General features: G+C 72.0%; 14 protein-coding genes. 9 read left to right on the top strand and 5 right to left on the bottom strand.

From position 1 onward, the window contains the following. Positions 1 to 72: 72 nt before the first annotated feature. On the top strand, positions 73 to 405 hold the full coding sequence (locus DQ384_RS13940; RefSeq protein WP_114029175.1) for a hypothetical protein: 333 nt from the start codon (positions 73 to 75) through the stop codon (positions 403 to 405). A gap of 62 nt (positions 406 to 467) precedes the next feature. Here DQ384_RS13940 and DQ384_RS13935 read toward each other — a convergent pair whose 3' ends face one another. Then, entirely contained in the window at positions 468 to 1,574 is a 1,107-nt protein-coding gene (locus DQ384_RS13935; protein WP_114029174.1) for a S1C family serine protease, read from the bottom strand. A gap of 213 nt (positions 1,575 to 1,787) precedes the next feature. On the opposite strand from DQ384_RS13935, the gene DQ384_RS13930 reads away from it, so the two are divergent. The 4 genes from DQ384_RS13930 (at position 1,788) to dprE2 (ending at position 8,269) form a co-directional block, all read left to right on the top strand. Then, on the top strand, positions 1,788 to 3,473 hold the full coding sequence (locus tag DQ384_RS13930) for a hypothetical protein (protein WP_147268769.1): 1,686 nt from the start codon (positions 1,788 to 1,790) through the stop codon (positions 3,471 to 3,473). Positions 3,474 to 3,719: 246 nt separating this feature from the next. Next, the gene (locus DQ384_RS13925) at positions 3,720 to 5,918 is read left to right on the top strand and encodes an acyl-CoA dehydrogenase family protein (RefSeq protein ID WP_114029172.1); all 2,199 of its coding nucleotides are present in this window, start codon (positions 3,720 to 3,722) and stop codon (positions 5,916 to 5,918) included. A gap of 189 nt (positions 5,919 to 6,107) precedes the next feature. Further along, positions 6,108 to 7,433 carry an FAD-binding oxidoreductase gene (gene dprE1 / locus DQ384_RS13920; RefSeq protein ID WP_114029171.1) on the top strand — a complete coding sequence of 442 codons (1,326 nt, stop codon included), beginning with the start codon at positions 6,108 to 6,110 and terminating at the stop codon, positions 7,431 to 7,433. Continuing rightward, positions 7,430 to 8,269, top strand: coding sequence for a decaprenylphospho-beta-D-erythro-pentofuranosid-2-ulose 2-reductase (dprE2, locus tag DQ384_RS13915; protein WP_114029170.1), 840 nt, complete (start codon positions 7,430 to 7,432; stop codon positions 8,267 to 8,269). Before dprE1 ends, dprE2 begins: the two co-directional genes overlap by 4 nt. A 102-nt stretch (positions 8,270 to 8,371) precedes the next feature. Here the strand turns inward: dprE2 and DQ384_RS13910 are convergent, their stop codons facing one another. Continuing rightward, positions 8,372 to 9,520, bottom strand: coding sequence for a S1 family peptidase (locus DQ384_RS13910; RefSeq protein WP_114029169.1), 1,149 nt, complete (start codon positions 9,518 to 9,520; stop codon positions 8,372 to 8,374). A 388-nt stretch (positions 9,521 to 9,908) separates the two neighbouring features. Here DQ384_RS13910 and DQ384_RS13905 point away from each other — a divergent pair, with 388 nt between their 5' ends. Further along, a complete protein-coding gene (locus DQ384_RS13905) occupies positions 9,909 to 10,433 on the top strand; it encodes an allene oxide cyclase barrel-like domain-containing protein (protein WP_114029168.1) in 525 nt (174 codons plus the stop codon). Between the two features lie 107 nt (positions 10,434 to 10,540). Here DQ384_RS13905 and DQ384_RS13900 read toward each other — a convergent pair whose 3' ends face one another. Together DQ384_RS13900 and DQ384_RS13895 are read right to left on the bottom strand one after the other, a co-directional pair. Then, positions 10,541 to 12,028: a S1 family peptidase gene (locus DQ384_RS13900; protein WP_114029167.1), complete on the bottom strand. Its 1,488-nt coding sequence runs from the start codon at positions 12,026 to 12,028 to the stop codon at positions 10,541 to 10,543. Between the two features lie 91 nt (positions 12,029 to 12,119). After that, positions 12,120 to 13,079 carry a LysR family transcriptional regulator gene (locus tag DQ384_RS13895; protein ID WP_114029166.1) on the bottom strand — a complete coding sequence of 320 codons (960 nt, stop codon included), beginning with the start codon at positions 13,077 to 13,079 and terminating at the stop codon, positions 12,120 to 12,122. Between the two features lie 367 nt (positions 13,080 to 13,446). On the opposite strand from DQ384_RS13895, the gene DQ384_RS13890 reads away from it, so the two are divergent. The 3 genes from DQ384_RS13890 (at position 13,447) to DQ384_RS13880 (ending at position 17,972) form a co-directional block, all read left to right on the top strand. Then, positions 13,447 to 14,613, top strand: a complete 1,167-nt coding sequence (locus DQ384_RS13890) for a damage-control phosphatase ARMT1 family protein (protein WP_114029165.1) — start codon at positions 13,447 to 13,449, stop codon at positions 14,611 to 14,613. An 82-nt stretch (positions 14,614 to 14,695) separates the two neighbouring features. Then, entirely contained in the window at positions 14,696 to 16,285 is a 1,590-nt protein-coding gene (locus DQ384_RS13885) for an acyl-CoA synthetase (RefSeq protein WP_114029164.1), read from the top strand. A gap of 100 nt (positions 16,286 to 16,385) precedes the next feature. Next, the gene (locus tag DQ384_RS13880) at positions 16,386 to 17,972 is read left to right on the top strand and encodes an acyl-CoA synthetase (RefSeq protein WP_114029163.1); all 1,587 of its coding nucleotides are present in this window, start codon (positions 16,386 to 16,388) and stop codon (positions 17,970 to 17,972) included. Between the two features lie 19 nt (positions 17,973 to 17,991). On the opposite strand, the gene DQ384_RS13875 is transcribed toward DQ384_RS13880, so the two are convergent. Beyond that, positions 17,992 to 18,633, bottom strand: a complete 642-nt coding sequence (locus DQ384_RS13875) for a LysE family translocator (RefSeq protein WP_114029162.1) — start codon at positions 18,631 to 18,633, stop codon at positions 17,992 to 17,994. Positions 18,634 to 18,682: the final 49 nt, after the last annotated feature.

Below are 18,682 nucleotides of genomic sequence, written 5' to 3'. Positions count from 1 at the left end.
CGACACGCCACGGAGCCTGCGGGTTCGCCCGGGTGTTAGGGGAGGACGCCGGGAATCGCGACAATTCGCCCCATGGCCTCAATCCCGCGCGATGATGTCGCCGCCACGCTCGCGGCACGGCGTGAGCTCGGAACCGACTACGAGGACGCGCTCGCCGACGCGCTCGTGGAGCGCATCGGGACCACCATCGACGAGCGCATCGACGCCAAGCTCGCCACCCAGGAGCGGCGCAAGGGGACGTTCAACGTCACGCCCTCCGCGGCGGCCGTGGTCAGCGGGCTCGGGCTGGGCGGTCTGTTCGCCGTCATCGGGAGCGCCGACCTGGAGTTCGCCGCCGTGCTGTGGCTCATCCTCGCGGTGGCGGCGGTCGCCTTCCTGCTGGGGAAGTGGCGCGCCAAGTCCTGACATCCCGGGTGAAGGACGTCGTCAGTCCCGGGAAGCCGCACCTCTTCGACGCTTCGCGTGGGTCAGCTCCCCGAGAGGACTCCGAGGGTGACCGTCACCGTCGAGGTCTTCCCGTCCGGGTGGAGCAGTTCCACGGTGGCCTTCGACCCCGGCCGGAGCCCGGCGAGGATCTCCGAGAGCGCCGCCGCGGTCGGAGTCGGCTTCCCGTTCACGCTGAGGATGATGTCGCCCGGCCGGATGCCCGCCTTGGCGGCGCCGCTGTTCACGTCCACCTGGGCGACGCCGACGCCGACCGGCTGGCCGTCGGGGCCGACGACGGTGTTGACCCGGACGCCGAGGGCGGCGCGGCGCGTGTTCGTCACCCGGCCGTTCTTGATGATCTGCTCGGCGATGTCCTTGGCGGTGCTGCTGGGAATCGCGAACCCGATGCCCGGCGCCGCGCCGCCTCCCAGCTCCGGGTTGATCGCCGCGAGCGTCGGGATGCCGATGACCTCGCCGGCGAGGTTGGTCAGCGCGCCGCCGCTGTTGCCCGGGTTGATGGACGCGGACGTCTGGATCGCGTTGGTGATCGTGGCGCCCGGCGATCCCTCGCCCTGGGGTTCGGTCACCGTCCGTCCGAGCGCTGAGATGATCCCGTTCGTCACGCTGCCGGACAGGCCGAGCGGGTTGCCCATGGCGAGCACGATCTGACCGACCCGCAGCTTGGTGGAGTCGCCGAACGTGGCGGGGGCCAGCCCCGCACCGTCGGCGACCCGGATCACGGCCAGATCGCCGAGCGGGTAGGACGCGACGAGCTTGGCCTTGCGCGGCTTGCCGCCCGTGGCGAGCGTCACCTCGAAGCTCGTGGACTTCCCGACGACGTGGGCGTTGGTCACGATGTGCCCGCGCGTGTCGTACACGACCCCCGAGCCGAGGCCCCCGCGCGTGTTGATCTGGACGATGGACGGCAGGACCTGGCTGATGGTCCGCTCGTACGCCTGCTCCTCCGCCACGGACGAGGTCGGGCCTGTCGCGGTGGGCGACGTGTCGGATCGCCTGTCGCCGGTGTTCGTCGCGGCCGGTGAGCCGATGAAGCCGCAACCGCTGACGACCAGGACCCCGGCCACCCCGGCGGCGATGACGTTCCGGCGGGCGTGCCGGATACGCCGGTTACCTGGTGTCGTTGCCATGGAGGAGGTGATTCCCGACCTCGCGGAAGATACTCACCGTTTGGGGCCAATGAGTAGATCTTGGTGCAGTCTAGGTGAAGGGCGGCCGACGCGACGGACCGTGAGTTTCTTCGTGCGCGGTCCACGTCCTCTACCTGGTGGAACGCCCTGTCCGCCCTGAACGACCGGCATACCGGGCCTCATGGATCAACATTTGTGACGTAGTCTGCCGACATGGCGGACGGCGTTGGGAACACCCCTGACCGCCCTGGCTCGGGGCGGCCTCCTACCTACGTTCCGTCCTACGACGCGCCGACCACGCCGATGCCGCGCATGACGCCCGAGCAGCTGGAGGCCGTCGTCCAGGCCGCCAAGCAGCACGCGCCCGCGGCCAGGGACGACGACCCGCCGCCCGGTGACGAGAGCGACGCCCCTTCCGGCAGGCCCGCGCCGGGCCGGCCGACGGGCGCGGCCAAGGGCCGGTCGTTCAAGGTGAAGGGGCAGAAGCGCCGCAGGCCACCGGCCGGTGCGCGGGACTCCGGTGACGTCGGCGAGAGGGACGACGGGACCGAGGAGAACGACGAGGGCGACACGGCGAACGTCCGGCGCCCGGCTGGACCGTTCCTCCATCCTTACGGCAGATCCGCCACGTATGAGCAGGTCAAGAGGGATCCGTCCGCCGCACCGGCGACGCCCGAGCACCGCGCGCCCGACCTCGCCGGCGCGATCCCCGGGCCCCGGACGCCGGCCGTCGCCCCTCGGAGCTCGGCCGGCGAGGAGGCTTCGGGCATCGAGCAACCGACGGCCGACTTCAGGCCGCGGCCCGAGAGACGCCAGGACGAGAGACGCCAGGACGAGAGACGCCAGGACGAGAGCGCGCCGGGCGACGCGTCCGACGACGCGGGGACCGTCGCGGTCTGGAGGAAGGCGTCCCCCGGCGCCGGGCCGTCGTCCGTCGTGGACCGGCTCGCCGAGCCGCCGGCCGGAGCCGAGGAGGTCGGCCACGACGGCTCCGTGGGACTGGACGAACTGTTCGGAGCGCCCGAGCCCCGCCGGACGCCCGAGTGGACTCCTGCGCGCAGGCCGGAGTGGACGTTCGAGACGACGTCCATGGCGGGCGACCTCGGCGCGGACGCCACGCGAGCGCGGCGGACGGCGGAGCGCGGCGGCCTGGCGCGCCGGTGGCTGCGGGCCGTGCTGGTCCGGCTCGGAGATATCCCTATAAGAGCGGTATATGGGATAGGTGCGGCGATCGTCACGGCGATCGTCGTCGTCCTCGTCTTCACCCTGTTCTCCGGCGACAAGCCCGAGCCCGTGCCGGTGACCCCCGCCCAGGCGCGCGGGACCGCGTCCGATGCCACGCGCGCGCCCGCGCCGACGCCGATCGCCGTGCCGCCCGTCCCCGCGGCCAAGGCGATGACGGTCTTCCCCGCCTCCGGCACGCGCATCGCCTCCCTCACGGTCGACCGGACGGCCGGAATCAGCTACGCGCAGTACGGCCCTCCGTGGGTGAAGACGTCCAAGGACGGCTTCTCGGCCGGGCAGAAGGCCGGACCGGCGCGCCGTCAGGCGATCATCGGCTCGGGCCCGCTGCCGGGCGCCGCGCCGAAGCCGCCCGCGACGTACGAGGACTACCGCAAGCTGGCGGGCAAGGCGGTCAAGTGGAGCCTGAAGTACCAGCCCGCCGGCTCCAAGTTCGCCTGGACGGTCTCGCAGCGCGCCCGGTACGACCTCGGATGGCTGCTCGGCTACAAGGTCAGCTATGTCACGGGCGGGAAGAAGCACACGTCCCAGGCGTACGTGATGGTCATCGCCACCGGGAAGAAGAAGCCCGCGATGCTGTTCGCCAGCGTGCCGGACACGAGCAAGGCCCTCTATTACGACCTGAACATGCTCTTCTGGACGACCCGCGCCCTCTGAACGGGCCGGCTCGGCTGGGCGTACGCACAGTGATCGCGCCGGTAAAGGCCGACGGCGTCCTGATATCGACACACCTGCGGCGGCGGCGATCCGGGCCGGCGGAAGCGGAGTGCCGGATCCGCGCATGGTGACGCAGCGTAGCCGGTAGTTTGGTCGCGGCCGGGTAACGGGCCGTCCATGGTTGGCCATGGAAGCATCTTCTAGAATATGATTCTGTCACGTCTGGAGGCCGAACCGGAGGGTGTTATGGCGATCGGGTTGAGCGAGGAGCACGAGGCGCTCCGCGAGTCCGTGAGCGGCTGGGCCGAGCGCAACGTCCGCCCCGAAGCCGTGCGGTCGGCCCTCGGCGCGGAGGCCGAGGAGCGGCCCGCCTTCTGGCCGGGACTCGCCGGGCAGGGGCTGCTCGGCCTGCACGTTCCCGAGGAGTTCGGCGGTGGCGGCTTCGGCCTGCTGGAGACCGCGGTGGCCGTCGAGGCGCTCGGCGAGCGCGTCGCGCCCGGCCCGTACGTGCCCACGGTCCTGGCCTCGGCGGTGATCCTCTCCTCCGACGGCAAGGCGCGCGCCGAGCTGCTGCCCGGCCTGGCCGACGGCTCGCTGACCGGCGCCGTCGCCCTCGGCGGCTCGCTCACCGGAACCCGGTCCGACGACGGCGTCCTCACGGTCAGTGGCACCGCCGACCTGGTGCTCGGCGCCGCCCTCGCCGACGTGCTGGTGCTGCCGGTGAGCACCGACCGCGGCGAGGAATGGGTCGCGCTGTCCAGGGACGCCGTGACCGTGACCCCCGTCAGGAGCCTCGACCTCACGCGCGGGGTGGCCGAGGTCGAGGCCGACGCCGTGACCGTGCCGGGGGAGCGCCTCCTCGACGGCCTCACCGGCCAGGACGTGCGGAACACGGCGGCGATCCTGCTCGGCGCCGAGGCGACGGGCGTGGCCGCGTGGTGTGTGCGGGCCGCCGCCGAGTACGCCAAGGTGCGCGTGCAGTTCGGCCGTCCGATCGGCCAGTTCCAGGGCGTCAAGCACAAGGCTGCGCGCATGCTGGTCGCGCTGGAGCAGGCCCGCGCGACCGTCTGGGACGCGACCCGCGCCACCGGCGACGAGCTCGGATACGCGGCCGCCGTCGCCGGGGTCATGGCCCCGGACGCCGCCGTGCGGTGCGCCAAGGACGCGATCCAGATCTTCGGCGGCATCGGCTACACCTTCGAGCACGACGCCCACCTCTACTACCGCCGCGCGCTCACCCTGCGCGCGCTGCTCGGCCCTTCGGCCGCGTGGGCGCGCTCGGTGGCGTCGCACGCCCTGTCGGGCGTCACCCGCGAGATGCGCATCGACCTGCCGGAGGAGTCCGAGGCGAGGCGCGCCGCGATCCGTGACGAGATCGCCGGGATCGCGGCGCTGGAGGGCAAGGAGCAGAAGCGCGCGCTGGCGGCGAAGGGCTTCGTCATGCCCCACCTGCCGGCTCCGTGGGGGCGTGACGCCTCGCCGCTGGAGCAGGTGCTCATCCACCAGGAGCTGAAGGCCGCGCGGGTACGCCTGCCACAGATGATCATCGGCGCGTGGGTGGTGCCGTCCATCGCGGCGTACGGCACTCGCGAGCAGCAGGAACGCTTCCTGCCGTCCACGCTCTCCGGCGAGCTGATCTGGTGTCAGCTCTTCAGCGAGCCGGGCGCGGGGTCCGACCTGGCGTCGCTGCAGATGAAGGCCGAGAAGGTCGAGGGCGGCTGGCGGCTCAACGGCCAGAAGATCTGGACGTCCGTCGCGCACGTCGCCGAATGGGGCATCTGCATCGCCCGCACGGACCCCTCCAAGCCCAAGCACGACGGCATCACCTACTTCCTGGTGGACATGAAGGCCCCCGGCGTCACCGTGCGCCCCCTCACCGAGATGACCGGCGAGAACCTGTTCAACGAGGTGTTCTTCGACGACGTGTTCGTCCCGGACGACCTGGTCGTGGGCGAGGTCGACGAGGGGTGGCGGGTCGCGCGCAACACGCTGTCCAACGAGCGCGTCTCCCTGTCGTCGGGGTCCGGCGGCACCGGCTCGTCGGTCTCCGACCTGCTCGGCCTGGCCTCCCGCCTCGGCCGTGAGCTGACCGAGGCCGAGCGGCTCGAACTGGCCGGGGTGGTGTGCGAGGGGCACTCGATCAACGCGCTGAGCCTGCGGGTCACGCTCAAGCAGCTCGCGGGCTCGGAGCCCGGCGCGGACGCGTCGGTGCGCAAGCTGCTGTCCACCTCGCACGCGCAGCACGTCTCGGAGTGCGCGGTGAGCCTGCTCGGCACCTCCGCCGTGATCGCCGCCGACATGAAGCTGGGCGACGCGGGCTACTGGAACCGGGCCGTCCTCGCCACGCGCGCCATGACGATCTACGGCGGCACGACGGAGGTGCAGCTCAACATCATCGGCGAGCGCATGCTGGGCCTTCCCCGCGACCCCGAGCCCGGCAGGTAGGCAGGGCGCGGAACGGCGAGCCGGACCGCCGGCCCGGGTGGGTGAACCCGGGCCGGGCGGTCGGCCGATGCGGGCCAGGCTGCCGGATATCTCGCGTTACCGAATGTTTCGGCTACCGGCACGGCGGGGTCATCTCGTCACCCTCTAGGGTGTGAGCATCGTCCTGCTCGCCGTCCGAATCCGGGTGAGATGACCTTTCTGACCGGGTGGGGGCGCACCGCCCCCACGCCCGCCACGCTCGTCGCGCCGCGCACGGCCGAGCAGCTCGCCGCGCTGGTCGCCGAGGCGCCCCCGCGCGGTCTCGTCCCCCGGGGCCTCGGCCGGGCGTACGGCGACGCCGCCCAGAACGCGGGCGGGGTCGTCGTCGACCTCACCCGCCTGGAGCCGCGCTGGTCGTTCGACCCCGAGACCGGCGTGGTGACCGCCTCGGCCGGGAGGAGCCTGCACGAGCTGATGACCGCCCTGGTGCCCAAGGGCTGGTTCGTCCCCGTCAGCCCCGGCACGCGGCACGTCACCGTGGGCGGGGCCGTGGCCGCCGACGTGCACGGCAAGAACCACCACGTCGACTCCTCCCTCGGGGCCCACCTGCGCGCGCTGCGGCTGCTCACGGCCGACGGGACGATCCGCGTGCTGACGCCGGCGGACGAGCTGTTCTGGGCCACCGTTGGCGGCATGGGCCTCACCGGCGTGATCGTCGAGGCGAGCTTCGGCTGCGTGCCGATCGAGACCTCGCGCGTGCGGGTGGACGTCGAGCGCACGCGCGACCTGGACCACACGCTGGAGGTCATGGCGGCCACCGACGACGGATACCGCTACGCCGTGGCCTGGATCGACCTGCTCGCCCGGGGCCCGCGCATGGGACGCAGCGTGCTCACCCGGGGCGACCACGCGCGCCGCGACGAGCTCCCGGGCGGGGGCGACCCGCTTGCCTTCGCGCCGTCCTCGCGGCTGACCGCGCCGCCGTGGGCGCCGAACGGGCTGCTCAACCGGGTCACCGTGCGCGCCTTCAACGAGGCGTGGTACGCCAAGGCCCGCGATCGGCGGATAATTCAGGAAATCGCCCCGTTCTTCCACCCGCTGGACTTCGTGCAGGGCTGGAATCGGGTGTACGGATCGCGGGGGTTCGTCCAGTACCAGTTCGTCGTCCCCTTCGGCGAGGAAGGGACCCTGCGGCGGGTCGTGTCCCGGTTGTCCGCCGAGGGCGTGGTGTCGTTCCTCACCGTTCTCAAGCGGTTCGGCCCGGGCACGCCCGGCATGCTGTCCTTCCCGATGCCGGGGTGGACGCTCTCGCTGGACATCCCGGCGGGTCACGCCGGGCTCGCCGGGCTCCTGCGGGAGTTCGACGCCTGGGTGGCCGAGGCGGGCGGGCGCCTCTACCTGGCCAAGGACGCGCGGATGCGCGCCGAGCTGCTGCCCGTGATGTACCCGCGGCTTGCCGAATGGACGAAGATACGGCAGATGGCGGACCCCGGCGGCGTGTTCCGCTCCGACCTGGCGAGGAGGCTGGGGTTGTGAAGAACGCCCTCGGTTCGGTGGACTCGGTGCTGCTGCTCGGCGGGCGCAGCGAGATCGGGCTCGCGGTGGTGGAGCGGCTGGTGCGCGACGGCGCCCGCCAGGTCGTCCTCGCCGCACGCCCCGGCACGTCCGGTCAGGTGAGCGCCCTGGACGACGGCCCGTCGCGGGGCCGGCGGGACGGCCACGGGGAGGCCGCGCCGGGACATGGAGACGGCGATGGGGCGGCCGCGCGGCTCGCGGCGCTCGGGGCCGAGGTGCACCGGATCGACTTTGACGCGGCCCGGCCCGAGACGCACGGCAAGGTGATCGACGCCGCCGTCGGCCTCGTGGGCGACCTGGACGTCGTGATCCCCGCCTTCGGCGTGCTCGGGAACCAGGCCGCCTACGAGCGTGACCCGGTCGCGGCGGCGGAGTCCGTGGCCGTCAACTTCGCCGGACACGTCTCCGCCGGGCTGTTCGCGGCCCGGCGCCTGCGCGAACAGGGCCACGGCACGCTGGTGGTCCTGTCGTCGGTGGCGGGCGTGCGCGTCCGGCGGGCCAACTTCGTGTACGGCGCGGCCAAGGCGGGCCTGGACGGCTTCGCGCAGGGCCTCGGCGACTCCCTGCACGGGTCCGGCGTCCGGGTGATGGTGGTACGACCGGGTTTCGTCAAGGGACGCATGACGGCCGGAATGTCCCCCGCGCCCATGTCGAGCACGCCGGACCAGGTCGCGGACGCGATCGTCCAGGGCCTGCGCGACGGCGCCGAGACGGTGTGGGTCCCCGCCAGGCTGCGCCTGTTCTTCACCCTCATGCGCGCCCTTCCCCGCCCGCTGTGGCGACGCCTTCCGCGTTGACGGGCCGCAGGGCACGGCGGACGCGGGCGCGGACGTCCGAAAAGCGCCGCCGTCCCAGGTGGGACGGCGGCGCCGTGTTCTACGGTGAGGTTGCCGGCCGGGTCAGCCGAGCACGAGGGTCAGGCCGTAGACCGACAGGATCTCGTTGACCGGCTGGAAGAAGGTCGTGCCGCCGGAGGAGCAGTTGCCCGAGCCGCCGGAGGTGACACCCTGGGCCTGGTTGCCCGAGATGAACGAACCGCCGGAGTCGCCGGGCTCGGCGCAGACGTTGGTGCGGGTGACCTGGGAGACGGTGCCCTGCGAGTAGGTGACGCTGGTGTTGCGCTGCTGGACGGTGCCGCAGTGCCAGCCGGTGGTGGAGCCGGAGCGGCAGATCGAGGAGCCCTCGACGGCCACCGTGGAGCCGCGGACGGCCACGGAGCCGTTGTTGACCGTGCCGCGCGGGGTCCAGCTGCTGTTCGTCGCGACCCACGAGTAGTCGTTGCCGGGGAAGGACGAGCCCTGGAAGGTGCCCTGGGCGACCCGGTTGTAGCCGGTGGTCGAGTTGCCCGCCCGGCCGCAGTGCCCGGCGCTGACGAAGCCGTTCGTGGTGCCGCGGCGCACCGAGAACCCGATCGAGCAGCGCGCCGAGTTGTTGATGTAGTACGCCTGACCACCGATCAGGTCGTAGAACGTCTGCGGGGCCTCGTTCGACTGCTCGACCCGCACGGCCGCCTTGTCCACGCCGGTGGAGGCGATCCACGCCTCGGCCTCGGCGGGCTGGGAGGCCTGCACGACGACGCTGTTGGTCTTCACGTCGACGAACCACACGGGGGCCGACTTCGGCGCGCTCGCCGAGGCCTTGTCCAGGGCGTCCTTGACCGAGTTCAGCGACGCCAGGCTGCGGCCGACGACCGTCGCCTGGATGCCGGTGCCGGTCACGCGGGAGGCCGCGGCGGCGTCGGTGGTGGCGACGGTAAGGGTGCCGGAGGTCGGGCCGCTGAGCCAGGAGCCGGCGAAGGTGCCGCCGAGGCTCTCGCGGATCTTGGTCTCGGTGCCGGTGAGGCGGGCCTCGTTGAGCAGGCGGGACTCGGCCTGCTCCTTGGTGATGCCCAGGTCGCGGCTCATCGCGTCGACCATGGCGGGCGCGGCCTGCGAGGACGGTGCTCCGGCCGCGAGGGGGGCGCGGTCGGCCATGGCGGGGGTCGCCAGGATGGTGAGGGCACTGATTGCAAGAGCGCATCCGGCGGTGACCGTGCGTCTGCGAAGCATGGGCTCTCCTCGTGTTCGGGGGGTGCCGTCACCGTAACCGCGAGCGGGGGTCACGCGGAGCTATCGTTTCGCCCATATCGCCGCGTTATGGACCTGCCTCATTACGAAGTGTCGGGCATCGTGCGCATTTGGTAATCAGGAGGAAACGCTGGGGCGGCGATCGGCGGCACGGCGGGCGGGGCTCCAGGAAAGGCGATGATTTTCGGCCGGAGTTGTGGATTGAATGCGAATATGTCGCGATTATGGCCGTTGCGATTCGAGTGAATCGGCGGGCACACTGTTCACTCGACTTTCGCCGCTTCCTAGCGAAAGTGGCATCCCTCCGCATTCCCTCATCTCCCGAGTTGGAGTAGAAATGTCAGGATTCGCTCCTCGTAGCCGGAGAGCCATGGCCGCGCTGGTCACGGCCCTCTCCGGAGCCTCGCTCGCCGTTCTTCCGCCCATATCGGCATCCGCCGCGACAGTTCCCGCCCCCACCATCCCGGCCATTTCCGCCACCGCACTCAAGCCCGTCGGAAAGCCCGCCGCGAGGTCGGCGGTCAAGGCGCCCGAATTCACTTACTATGCGCGGTTCCTGGTGAACACGCGCCCCCCGCACGCGAAGCCCGGTGACTCCTGGGTCACCTATCTCGCGCTCTACGACGTGAAGAAGAACAGGGTCGGCGACGGCAGCGCCCGCTGCACGGCGGCCATGGTGACCCGGCAGGGTGTCATCGCGCAGTGCACCCGTGTGCTGCGCACCAAGGCCGGCCAGCTCACGCTGCTCGGCATGGACGACAGGCTCGGCGCCCCGCCGTGGACGAGCACCGCCGCCATCCTCGGCGGCACCGGCCGCTATGCCGGGATGACCGGTTCGGCGCGCGTCACGGTGACGCAGCGCAACGTCGTCTTCAGGATCCACCCGCTGGGCTGAGACCCGCGAACGCGGCGGCGCCGCCGTCCAGGACTGGACGGCGGCGCCGCGTGTGCCTCTGTGAGGCGGGTTCGATCGTCCCCCGGTATGGAAGCCGGGGTGGGGGGTTACGGCTTGGTGTAGCCCAGGCTGTATGAGCCGGAGCCGCTGTAGGCGTGGACGCGGTAACGGTAGTAACCGGACGTGCCGCTGTAGGTGAGGGTCTCGTCCGGGTTGGCCGTGGTGGCGCTGGCGACGGTCGCCCAGGCGGAGCCGTTCCACTTCTCCAGGTAGAGGTCGAAGTCCGTGCCGTTCGGGCCGTCGAGGCAGGCGCGGTGCGTGCCGGAGACGGTCGAGTTGTAGTAGCTGCCGCCCGGCTGGTAGGCGCTGGCGCCGCTGCTCAGGCTGCCGGTGACGGTCTGCTGGTAGCCGGTGCACCCGGTGGGCGGAGGCGTGCCACCAGAGGTCTTGAGCGTCAGGCCGTAGACCGAGAGGATCTCGTTGACGGGCTGGAAGTACGTCGTGCCGCCGGAGGAGCAGTTGCCCGAGCCGCCGGAGGTCACGCCCTGCGCCTGGCTGCCGCTGATGAACGAGCCGCCGGAGTCACCCGGCTCGGCGCAGACGTTGGTGCGGGTCACCTCGTAGACGGTGCCCTGCGAGTAGGTCACGCTGGTGTTGCGCTGCTGCACGGTGCCGCAGTGCCATCCCGTGGTCGAGCCGGAGCGGCAGATCGAGGCGCCCTCGACCGCCACCGTCGACCCGGTGACCTGCAGGTTGGTGCCGCTCTGGTTGACCCAGGGCTGCGCCGTCCAGTTGCTGTTCGTCGCGATCCACGAGTAGTCGTTGGTCGGGAAGGACGAGCCCTGGAAGGTGCCCTGCGCTACCTGGTTGTAGCCGCTGGTGGAGTTGCCCGTCGACCCGCAGTGCCCGGCGCTGACGAAGCCCTGCGTGGTGCCCCGGGTGATGGGGAAGCCGATCGAGCAGCGGGCGCCGCCGATGTAGTACGCGTCCCCGCCGCGCAGGTCGTAGTACGTCTGCGGGGTCTCGCCGGACAGCTCGACGCGGACGGCGCCGCGGTCGGCGCCGCTGGCCGCGATGAAGGCCTCGGCGTCGGCGGGCTGGGAGGTCTGGACGACGACGCTGTTGGTGCGCACGTCGACGTACCACACGGGCGACGCCTTCGGAGCGGCCGTCGCGCTGGCCTTGTCGAGGGCGTCCTTGGCGGCGTTCAGGGACGCGAGGCTGTGACGGACGACCTTGGCCTGGACGCCCGCGCCGGTCACCGAGGACGTCGAGGCGGCGTCGGTGGTGGCGATGGTGAGCGTGGACGAGGTCGGGCCGCTGAGCCACGAGCCGGCGTAACCGCCGCCAAGCGACTTGCGAATCTTGGTCTCGACGCCCGCCAGGCGGGCCTCGTTCAGAAGGCGGGACTCGGCCTGCTCGGCGCTGAGGCCCAGGTCGCGCTGGAGCGCCTGGATCATACCGGGCAGGGGCTTGACGGAGGCGGTCGTGGACTGGCCCGAAAACTCGGGTTCTGCCATGGCCGGAGTGGCCATGAGGGTCAGAACACCGGCCGTGAGCGCGCATGCGGCGATGACCGCGCGGCTGCGGAGCATGGGAACTCCTAGGTGTTAAGGGGGGATGCGCCGTCACCGTAGCCCGCGGTCACGTTCGGGGGGGCACTACCTTTTCGGTCCTATCGCCGGGCTATGGAACCGTTCCGAAGTGTGGGTTACGGGCCAGCCACTCCGCGTAGGGGACGCTGCGCCGGACGGCGTCGTCGTGGGCCTCGCGGGCGTGGTGGGATATCGCGCGCGCCGCGCGGGCGGCCAGCGAGTCGGAATGCCAGCCGAGCAGGTGCCTCCAGCGCAGCGGCGCCCCGACGATGGGCATCATCACGAGGTCGGCCGTGAGCTCGAACGTCGCCTGGCACAGCGCCACGGCCTTGCCCACCTTCACCAGGTGCAGGCAGGTCGCCACGTCCGTCTCGTACATCGTCTTCGGGACGAACCCGGCTCGGGCGCACGCTCCGGCGAAGCAGTCGGCGAAGCAGCCGTCGCCGGGGGCGACCGCCCAGCCCTGGTCGGCGAGGCTGGCCAGTTCCAGCTCCTTCTCCCCGGCGAGGGGATGGCTCTGGCTGAGCAGGGCGAACACCGGGTCGGTGCCGACCACGCTCCAGATCATGGACTCGGCCGAGGGCGGCGGGGTGTCGCCACAGGTGCCGATGAGCGCGAAGTCGAGCCGTCCCGCGCTGACGAGCGAGGTGAGCTCGCGTGAGGACCACGACGTGCTCGTGCTGACGGGGGTCTGCGGGTGGGCGGCGGTGAGGCGGTCGACCAGGCCGCCCAGGATCGGGCCGTGGGTGGCGCCGATCCGGAAACCGGGGATTCCTTCGTAACTGTTGGCGAACCGCACCGCCTCTTCCTGCAGTTCTCGTACGGCGGGCAGCAGCACGCGTGCCCGGGTGAGGACCAGTTGACCGAGGGGGGTGGGGCGCGCGCCGTTACGGTCACGCTCGAAAAGAGCGCCACCGAGTGTGCGTTCGATGCGTTTCAGCTGCGCGGTCAGCGACGGCTGGGCCAGTCCTAGCTGGGTGGCCGCCTTGGTGACGCTCCCGGCCTCAGCGACCGCGCGCACGATCTTGAGGTGTCGGAGCTCCAGATCCATACCGGAAACGTACGACTACCGATCTATGCCCGCAATACCGGCTTGTCATGAAATTTTACAGTTATTTGTCGGGCTATGCCGAAGCCATTCTCCACACCCGCTTCAGTGGTATACCCCCGTACCGGTGGAACATGTTCTGCTGATCTTCGGCCGCAGGTCGGCCCGGTGTCATCGACCGGTATCTTGACCGAACGTTCTGTCTAGAACGGGTCTCGGGAATGTCGGGGTCGCCCCTGGATTCGCCTCTGTGTGGACCCGTGTCGCGTCACCGGCGCCTGATCTCCTCGCCGCGTGGCGTCCCGTCCTTCGTACCCCGCGCGCCGTGCGATTTACTGGCACGGTGCGCCAGGAAGATCAGGGGAGTTCCATGCCGGAGACGACGGACGCGCCGCCGATCCTGGGCAACGTGCCGGGCTCGTACGCCCTCGGCGTCTTCCGCGAACGCCACCCGGCCCTGCTGCGCCAGGTGAGGGACGCCCTGCCCTACACCCCGGACCGGCACCGCGCGCTCGACCTGCTGGAGGACGAGGTCGCGCGGGACGTGATCGCGCCGCTGGACCGCTCGGCGCACGACCACGCCCTGTGGGACGAAGGCGGCCGCGAGATGTTCGGCCGGCGGTGGGTGGACGTGCCGTTCCTGTGGGCCGAGAGCTACTTCTATCGCAAGATCCTCCACGCCACCGGCTACTTCGAGGAGGGCCCGTGGCGGGGCGTCGATCCCTTCGGGCCGGTCAAGCGGGCCGAGCTCGACGGCGAGGCCGTGGACGCCGAGCTGGCCGCGCTGGACGAGGTCGCCGCGCTGCCCGCCGCCGAGCGCGAGAGGGCGTTGCTGCTCGGCTCGCTGTGGGGCAACCGCGCCGACCTCACGTTCGCCGTCACCCGGTCCGGGCAGGGCGAGCGGGTCGCCGACCTGGTCGCCGACGATTCGGCGCTGCTGTGGTCCACGCTGCGCGGACGCGAGCCCGGCACGGTCGTCGTCGTGGCGGACAACGCCGGGCGCGAGCTGCTGCCCGACCTGCTCCTCGTGGACCTCCTCCTGGAGGAGGGGCTCGCCGCCGAGGTCGTCCTGCACGTCAAGCCCTATCCCTACTTCGTGTCGGACGCCACGCCCGCCGACCTGGCCGAGGCGCTCCGGCGGCTCGCCGCCGCGCCGGGGGAGGCGGGCAGGGCCGGGGGCCGCCTGTGGCGGGCCACGAGGTCGGGACGGCTCAGGCCGCGGGCGCACGACTTCTCCTGCGCCCCGCTGCCGTACTGGGACATGCCGGTCGACCTGCGCGCCGAGTTCGACGCCGCGAGCCTGACCATCACCAAGGGCGACCTCAACTACCGCAGGCTGGTCGGCGACCGGCTGTGGCCGCCGTCCACGCCCTTCGCGGCGGTCACCGCCTACTTCCCCGGCCCGCTGGTCGCGCTGCGCACGCTCAAGTCGGACGCGCTGGTCGGCATCGACCCGGAGGTCCTGGCCGCGCTGGATGCCACCGGGCGTCCATGGCGGACCAGCGGCACGCACGCGATGATCCAGGGACGGCCCTGAGACGCGGTCTCGCGCGCGGGGCTTCACATCTCCGATTTCTGGGGACGTTGCGGACATCGGACCGAAGGCGGAGGGAGTCCCGATGGCGTCGCTCGGCTTCTGGAGGCTCGCGCAGGGCGATCCGGCATGGATCGCGGCCGTGGACCCGGACGGCTCCGAGCACACCGCGGGCGACGTGCTCGCGCGGGCGGACGCCCTCGTCCACGGGCTGCGCGAGTCCGGCCTGAAGGCGGGCGACGGCGTCTGCGCCCTGACGCCGAACGGGGTGGACGGCCTCGTGGTGTACCTCGCCGCGCTCCAGGCGGGCTGGTACTACACCCCCGTCAACTGGCACCTGACCGGGCCCGAGATCGCCTACATCCTCGCCGACAGCGAGGCCCGCGCGTTCTTCCTCCACGAGCGGTACGCCGCCGAGGGCGCGCGCGGCGCCCAGGCCCTCGGCCCGGCCCGGCGCTTCTCGTTCGGCGACGTCCCCGGGTTCCGCCCCGTCGCCGAGCTGACCGCCGGACGTCCCGGCACCCCGCCGCCCGGCCGCACCGCGGGGGCGACCATGCACTACACCTCCGGCACGACGGGCCGTCCCAAGGGGGTCAGGCGCCCGCTGAACGGGCGCGACCCCGACGAGGCGGCCGAGCAACTGGCGTTCCTGCCCCTGATGTTCGGCGTCACCCCGGGCAGGCCGAACGTCCACCTGGTCACCTCGCCGATGTACCACACGGCGGTCACGCTCTTCGGCGGCACGGCCCTGCACATGGGGCACACCCTCGTCTTCATGGACAAGTGGGATGCCGAGCAGATGCTGCGCCTGTGCGAGAGGCACCGCGTGACCAACTCCCACATGGTCCCCACCCACTTCAAGCGGCTGCTGGCCCTGCCCGAGGAGGTCCGGCACGCCTACGACCTGTCCTCCCTGCGGTGGATGATCCACGCCGCGGCGCCGTGCCCCGTCCCGGTGAAGTGGGCGATGCTCGACTGGTGGGGCGACTGCGTCTACGAGTACTACGCCGCCACCGAGGGCGGAGGCACGATCGCCACACCGGAGGACTGGAAGAAGCATCCGGGCACCGTCGGCAGGCCGTGGCCGGTCAGCGAGTTGCTCGTCGTGGACGACGACCACCGGCCCGTCCCCGCGGGAACCCCGGGGACGATCTACATGAGGATGGGCGGCCTCGGCTTCGAGTACAAGGGCGACCCGGCCAAGACCCGCGAGAACCGGCTGCTCCGCGACACCGGCGGCGGCTCGGACGGCGGCGGCGAGGGCGGCTCGGAGTTCTTCACGGTCGGTGACGTCGGCTACCTGGACGACGAGGGGTTCCTGTTCCTCTGCGACCGCAAGGCCGACGTGATCATCTCGGGTGGGGCGAACATCTACCCCGCCGAGATCGAGAACGAGCTGATGGTCCACCCCAAGGTCGCCGACGTCGCCGTCTTCGGGATCCCGGACGACGAGTGGGGCGAGCAGATCAAGGCCGTGGTCGAGCCCGTCCCCGGCGCGGAACCCGGCCCGGAGCTGGCCCGGGAGCTCCTGCGATCCCTGGAGGGCCGGCTCGCGACGATGAAGTGGCCGCGCTCGGTCGACTTCATCGAGGAGATGCCGCGCGAGCCGAACGGCAAGCTGCTCAAGCGCAAGCTCCGGGCCCCCTACTGGGAGGGCCGCCGCCATAGCATCTGAACCCTCGCCGTACGACGCCTCGCCGGTCGCCGGCGCGGGCCGCACCTGGGGATCTCCGGGAGCGGCGAGCCATGGACCGGGCGCAGACGAGGAGCCGCCGATGGAGTTCAACCACGCCGACCTGTTCGAGGCGCTGGCCGACGCGATCGGGGACCGGCCGGCCCTGGTGTGCGGCGAGCACCGCCTGACGTACGCCGAGCTGGACCGGCACGCCAACCGGCTCGCGCACTACCTGCGGGAGCGCGGCGTCGGGCCCGGCCGGCACGTGGGCGTCCAGCTCTACAACGGCGTCGAGTACGTCGCCGCGCTGCTCGCCACGCTGAAGATCAGGGCGGTGCCGGTCAACGTGAACTACCGGTACGTCGAGAGCGAGCTGCTCCACCTCTACACCGACTCGGGCATCGTCGCGCTGCTGTACGACGCGGAGTTCGACGACCGCGTCGCCGCGACCGCGCCACGCTGCCCCGCGCTGTCCACGCTCGTCGCCGTCGGCGGCCCCGCGCGCGCCCCCGGCGCCGTCCCGTACGAGCGGGCGCTCGCCGGGCGGCCGGACGGGCGCGAGGGCTTCCCCCGGAGGTCGGGCGACGACGTCTACATCATCTACACCGGCGGCACCACGGGCATGCCGAAGGGCGTCATGTGGCGTACCCGGGACCTGTTCATGGCGTTCGGGGGCGGCAACCCGTACGGACTGCCGCACACCGAGCCGCGCCAGGTCGTCGAGACGGCCACGCGCTCCGGAGGGTTCGTGATGATGCCCGCCGCTCCGCTCACGCACGGGGCCGCGCAGATGGGCACCTTCATCACCTGGTGGCTGGGCGGCACCGCCGTCTACACGCGCAGGTTCGACGCCGCCGACGTGCTGCGGACGATCGGGCGCGAGAAGGTGGTCAGCGTCAACGTCACCGGCGACGCGATGGCGCGGCCCCTCGCCGACGAGATCGCCCGCGGGGACTACGACCTGTCGTCGCTGCGGGTGATCACCTCGACCGGGGCCATCCTGACCGGCGCGGTGCGGGCCCGGCTCGGTGAGCTGCTGCCGCACGTGTTCGTCCTGGACGGCTTCGGCTCGACCGAGTCCGGCTACACGGCCACCGCGGTCGCGGGGTCCTCGCCCGAGTCGGGGCTCCGGTACCGGCCCAACGCGGCGTCCACGCTCGCCGTCCTCGACGACAACCTCCGGCCGGTCAGGCCGGGCTCCGGTGAGACGGGGACCATCGCCAAGACCGGGAGCATCGCCTTCGGCTACCACAACGACCCGGAGAAGACCGCGCGCGCCTTCGTCACCGACGCCGGGGGCACGCGGTGGCTGCTCACCGGCGACCTCGCCCAGGTGGAGGAGGACGGCGCCATCCTGGTGCTGGGGCGCGGCTCCCAGTGCATCAACAGCGGCGGCGAGAAGGTCTTCCCCGAGGAGGTCGAGGCCGTGCTCAAGGGGCACCCCGCCGTGTTCGACGCCGTGGTGACGGAGGTCCCCGACGAGCGCTGGGGCAGCCGCGTCGCCGCCGTGGTCGAGCCGAGGGAGGGGGAGGCTCCGACCGCGCGCGAGCTTGACGCGTACTGCCGGGGGCGCCTGTCCGGCTACAAGGTCCCGCGCACGTACGCCTTCGTCGACCGCATGGTGCGCCTCCCCTCCGGCAAGCCCGACTACCGCTGGGCCGGCACGACCGCGAGCGCCTTCGGCTGAGCCCGGGGCCGGGCCGGCGCTAGACCTTGCGGGGGCCGTCGCCGGCGAAGGCCGCCACGGCGCCCAGGCCGAGGTAGACCAGGCCGCCGGCGATGTCCAGGCGGCGGGCGGCGGTACGGGAGCGGCGCAGGCGGCCTGCCAGGGCCGAGGAGAGGAACGCGTACCCGCCGTCGCTGGCCATGCCGAGGGCGATCCAGATCAGGCCCAGCAGGGCGATCTGGGGCGCGACCGGCCCGCGCGCGGGGTCCACGAACTGGGGCAGGAACGCCAGGAAGAAGATCGCGGTCTTCGGGTTCAGCACGTTGACCACGAACCCCTCCGCGAACAGCCGTGAGCGGGACGCCGAGGGGGCCTGCGCGTCCGCCTCGCCGTCGGGGCGGGCGAAGAGCTTGCGCAGGCCGAGCCAGACGAGGTAGGCGGCGCCGAGGTACTTCACCACCATGAACGCCGTGGCCGAGGTCGCGAGCACCGCGCTGACGCCGAGCGCGGCGGCCAGGACGTGCACGGCCGAGCCCGTGTGCACCCCCGCCACCGACACCAGCCCCGCCGAGCGCCCCTGGGCCACGCTGCGGGTCACGATGTAGACGACGGCGGGCCCGGGGACGAGCAACAGCGCGAGCGCGGCGATGCTGAAGATCGCGAGCGTGGATGTGGGTGGCATGCCCGGAATCGTAGGAACCCGCCGTCACCGGCGTCTATGCAATTTCCGC

This window comes from Sphaerisporangium album (assembly GCF_003323745.1).
Taxonomy (GTDB): domain Bacteria; phylum Actinomycetota; class Actinomycetes; order Streptosporangiales; family Streptosporangiaceae; genus Sphaerisporangium; species Sphaerisporangium album.
The sequence above is the reverse complement of the archived record's forward strand: the minus strand, read 5'-3'. Positions and strand labels throughout refer to the sequence as shown.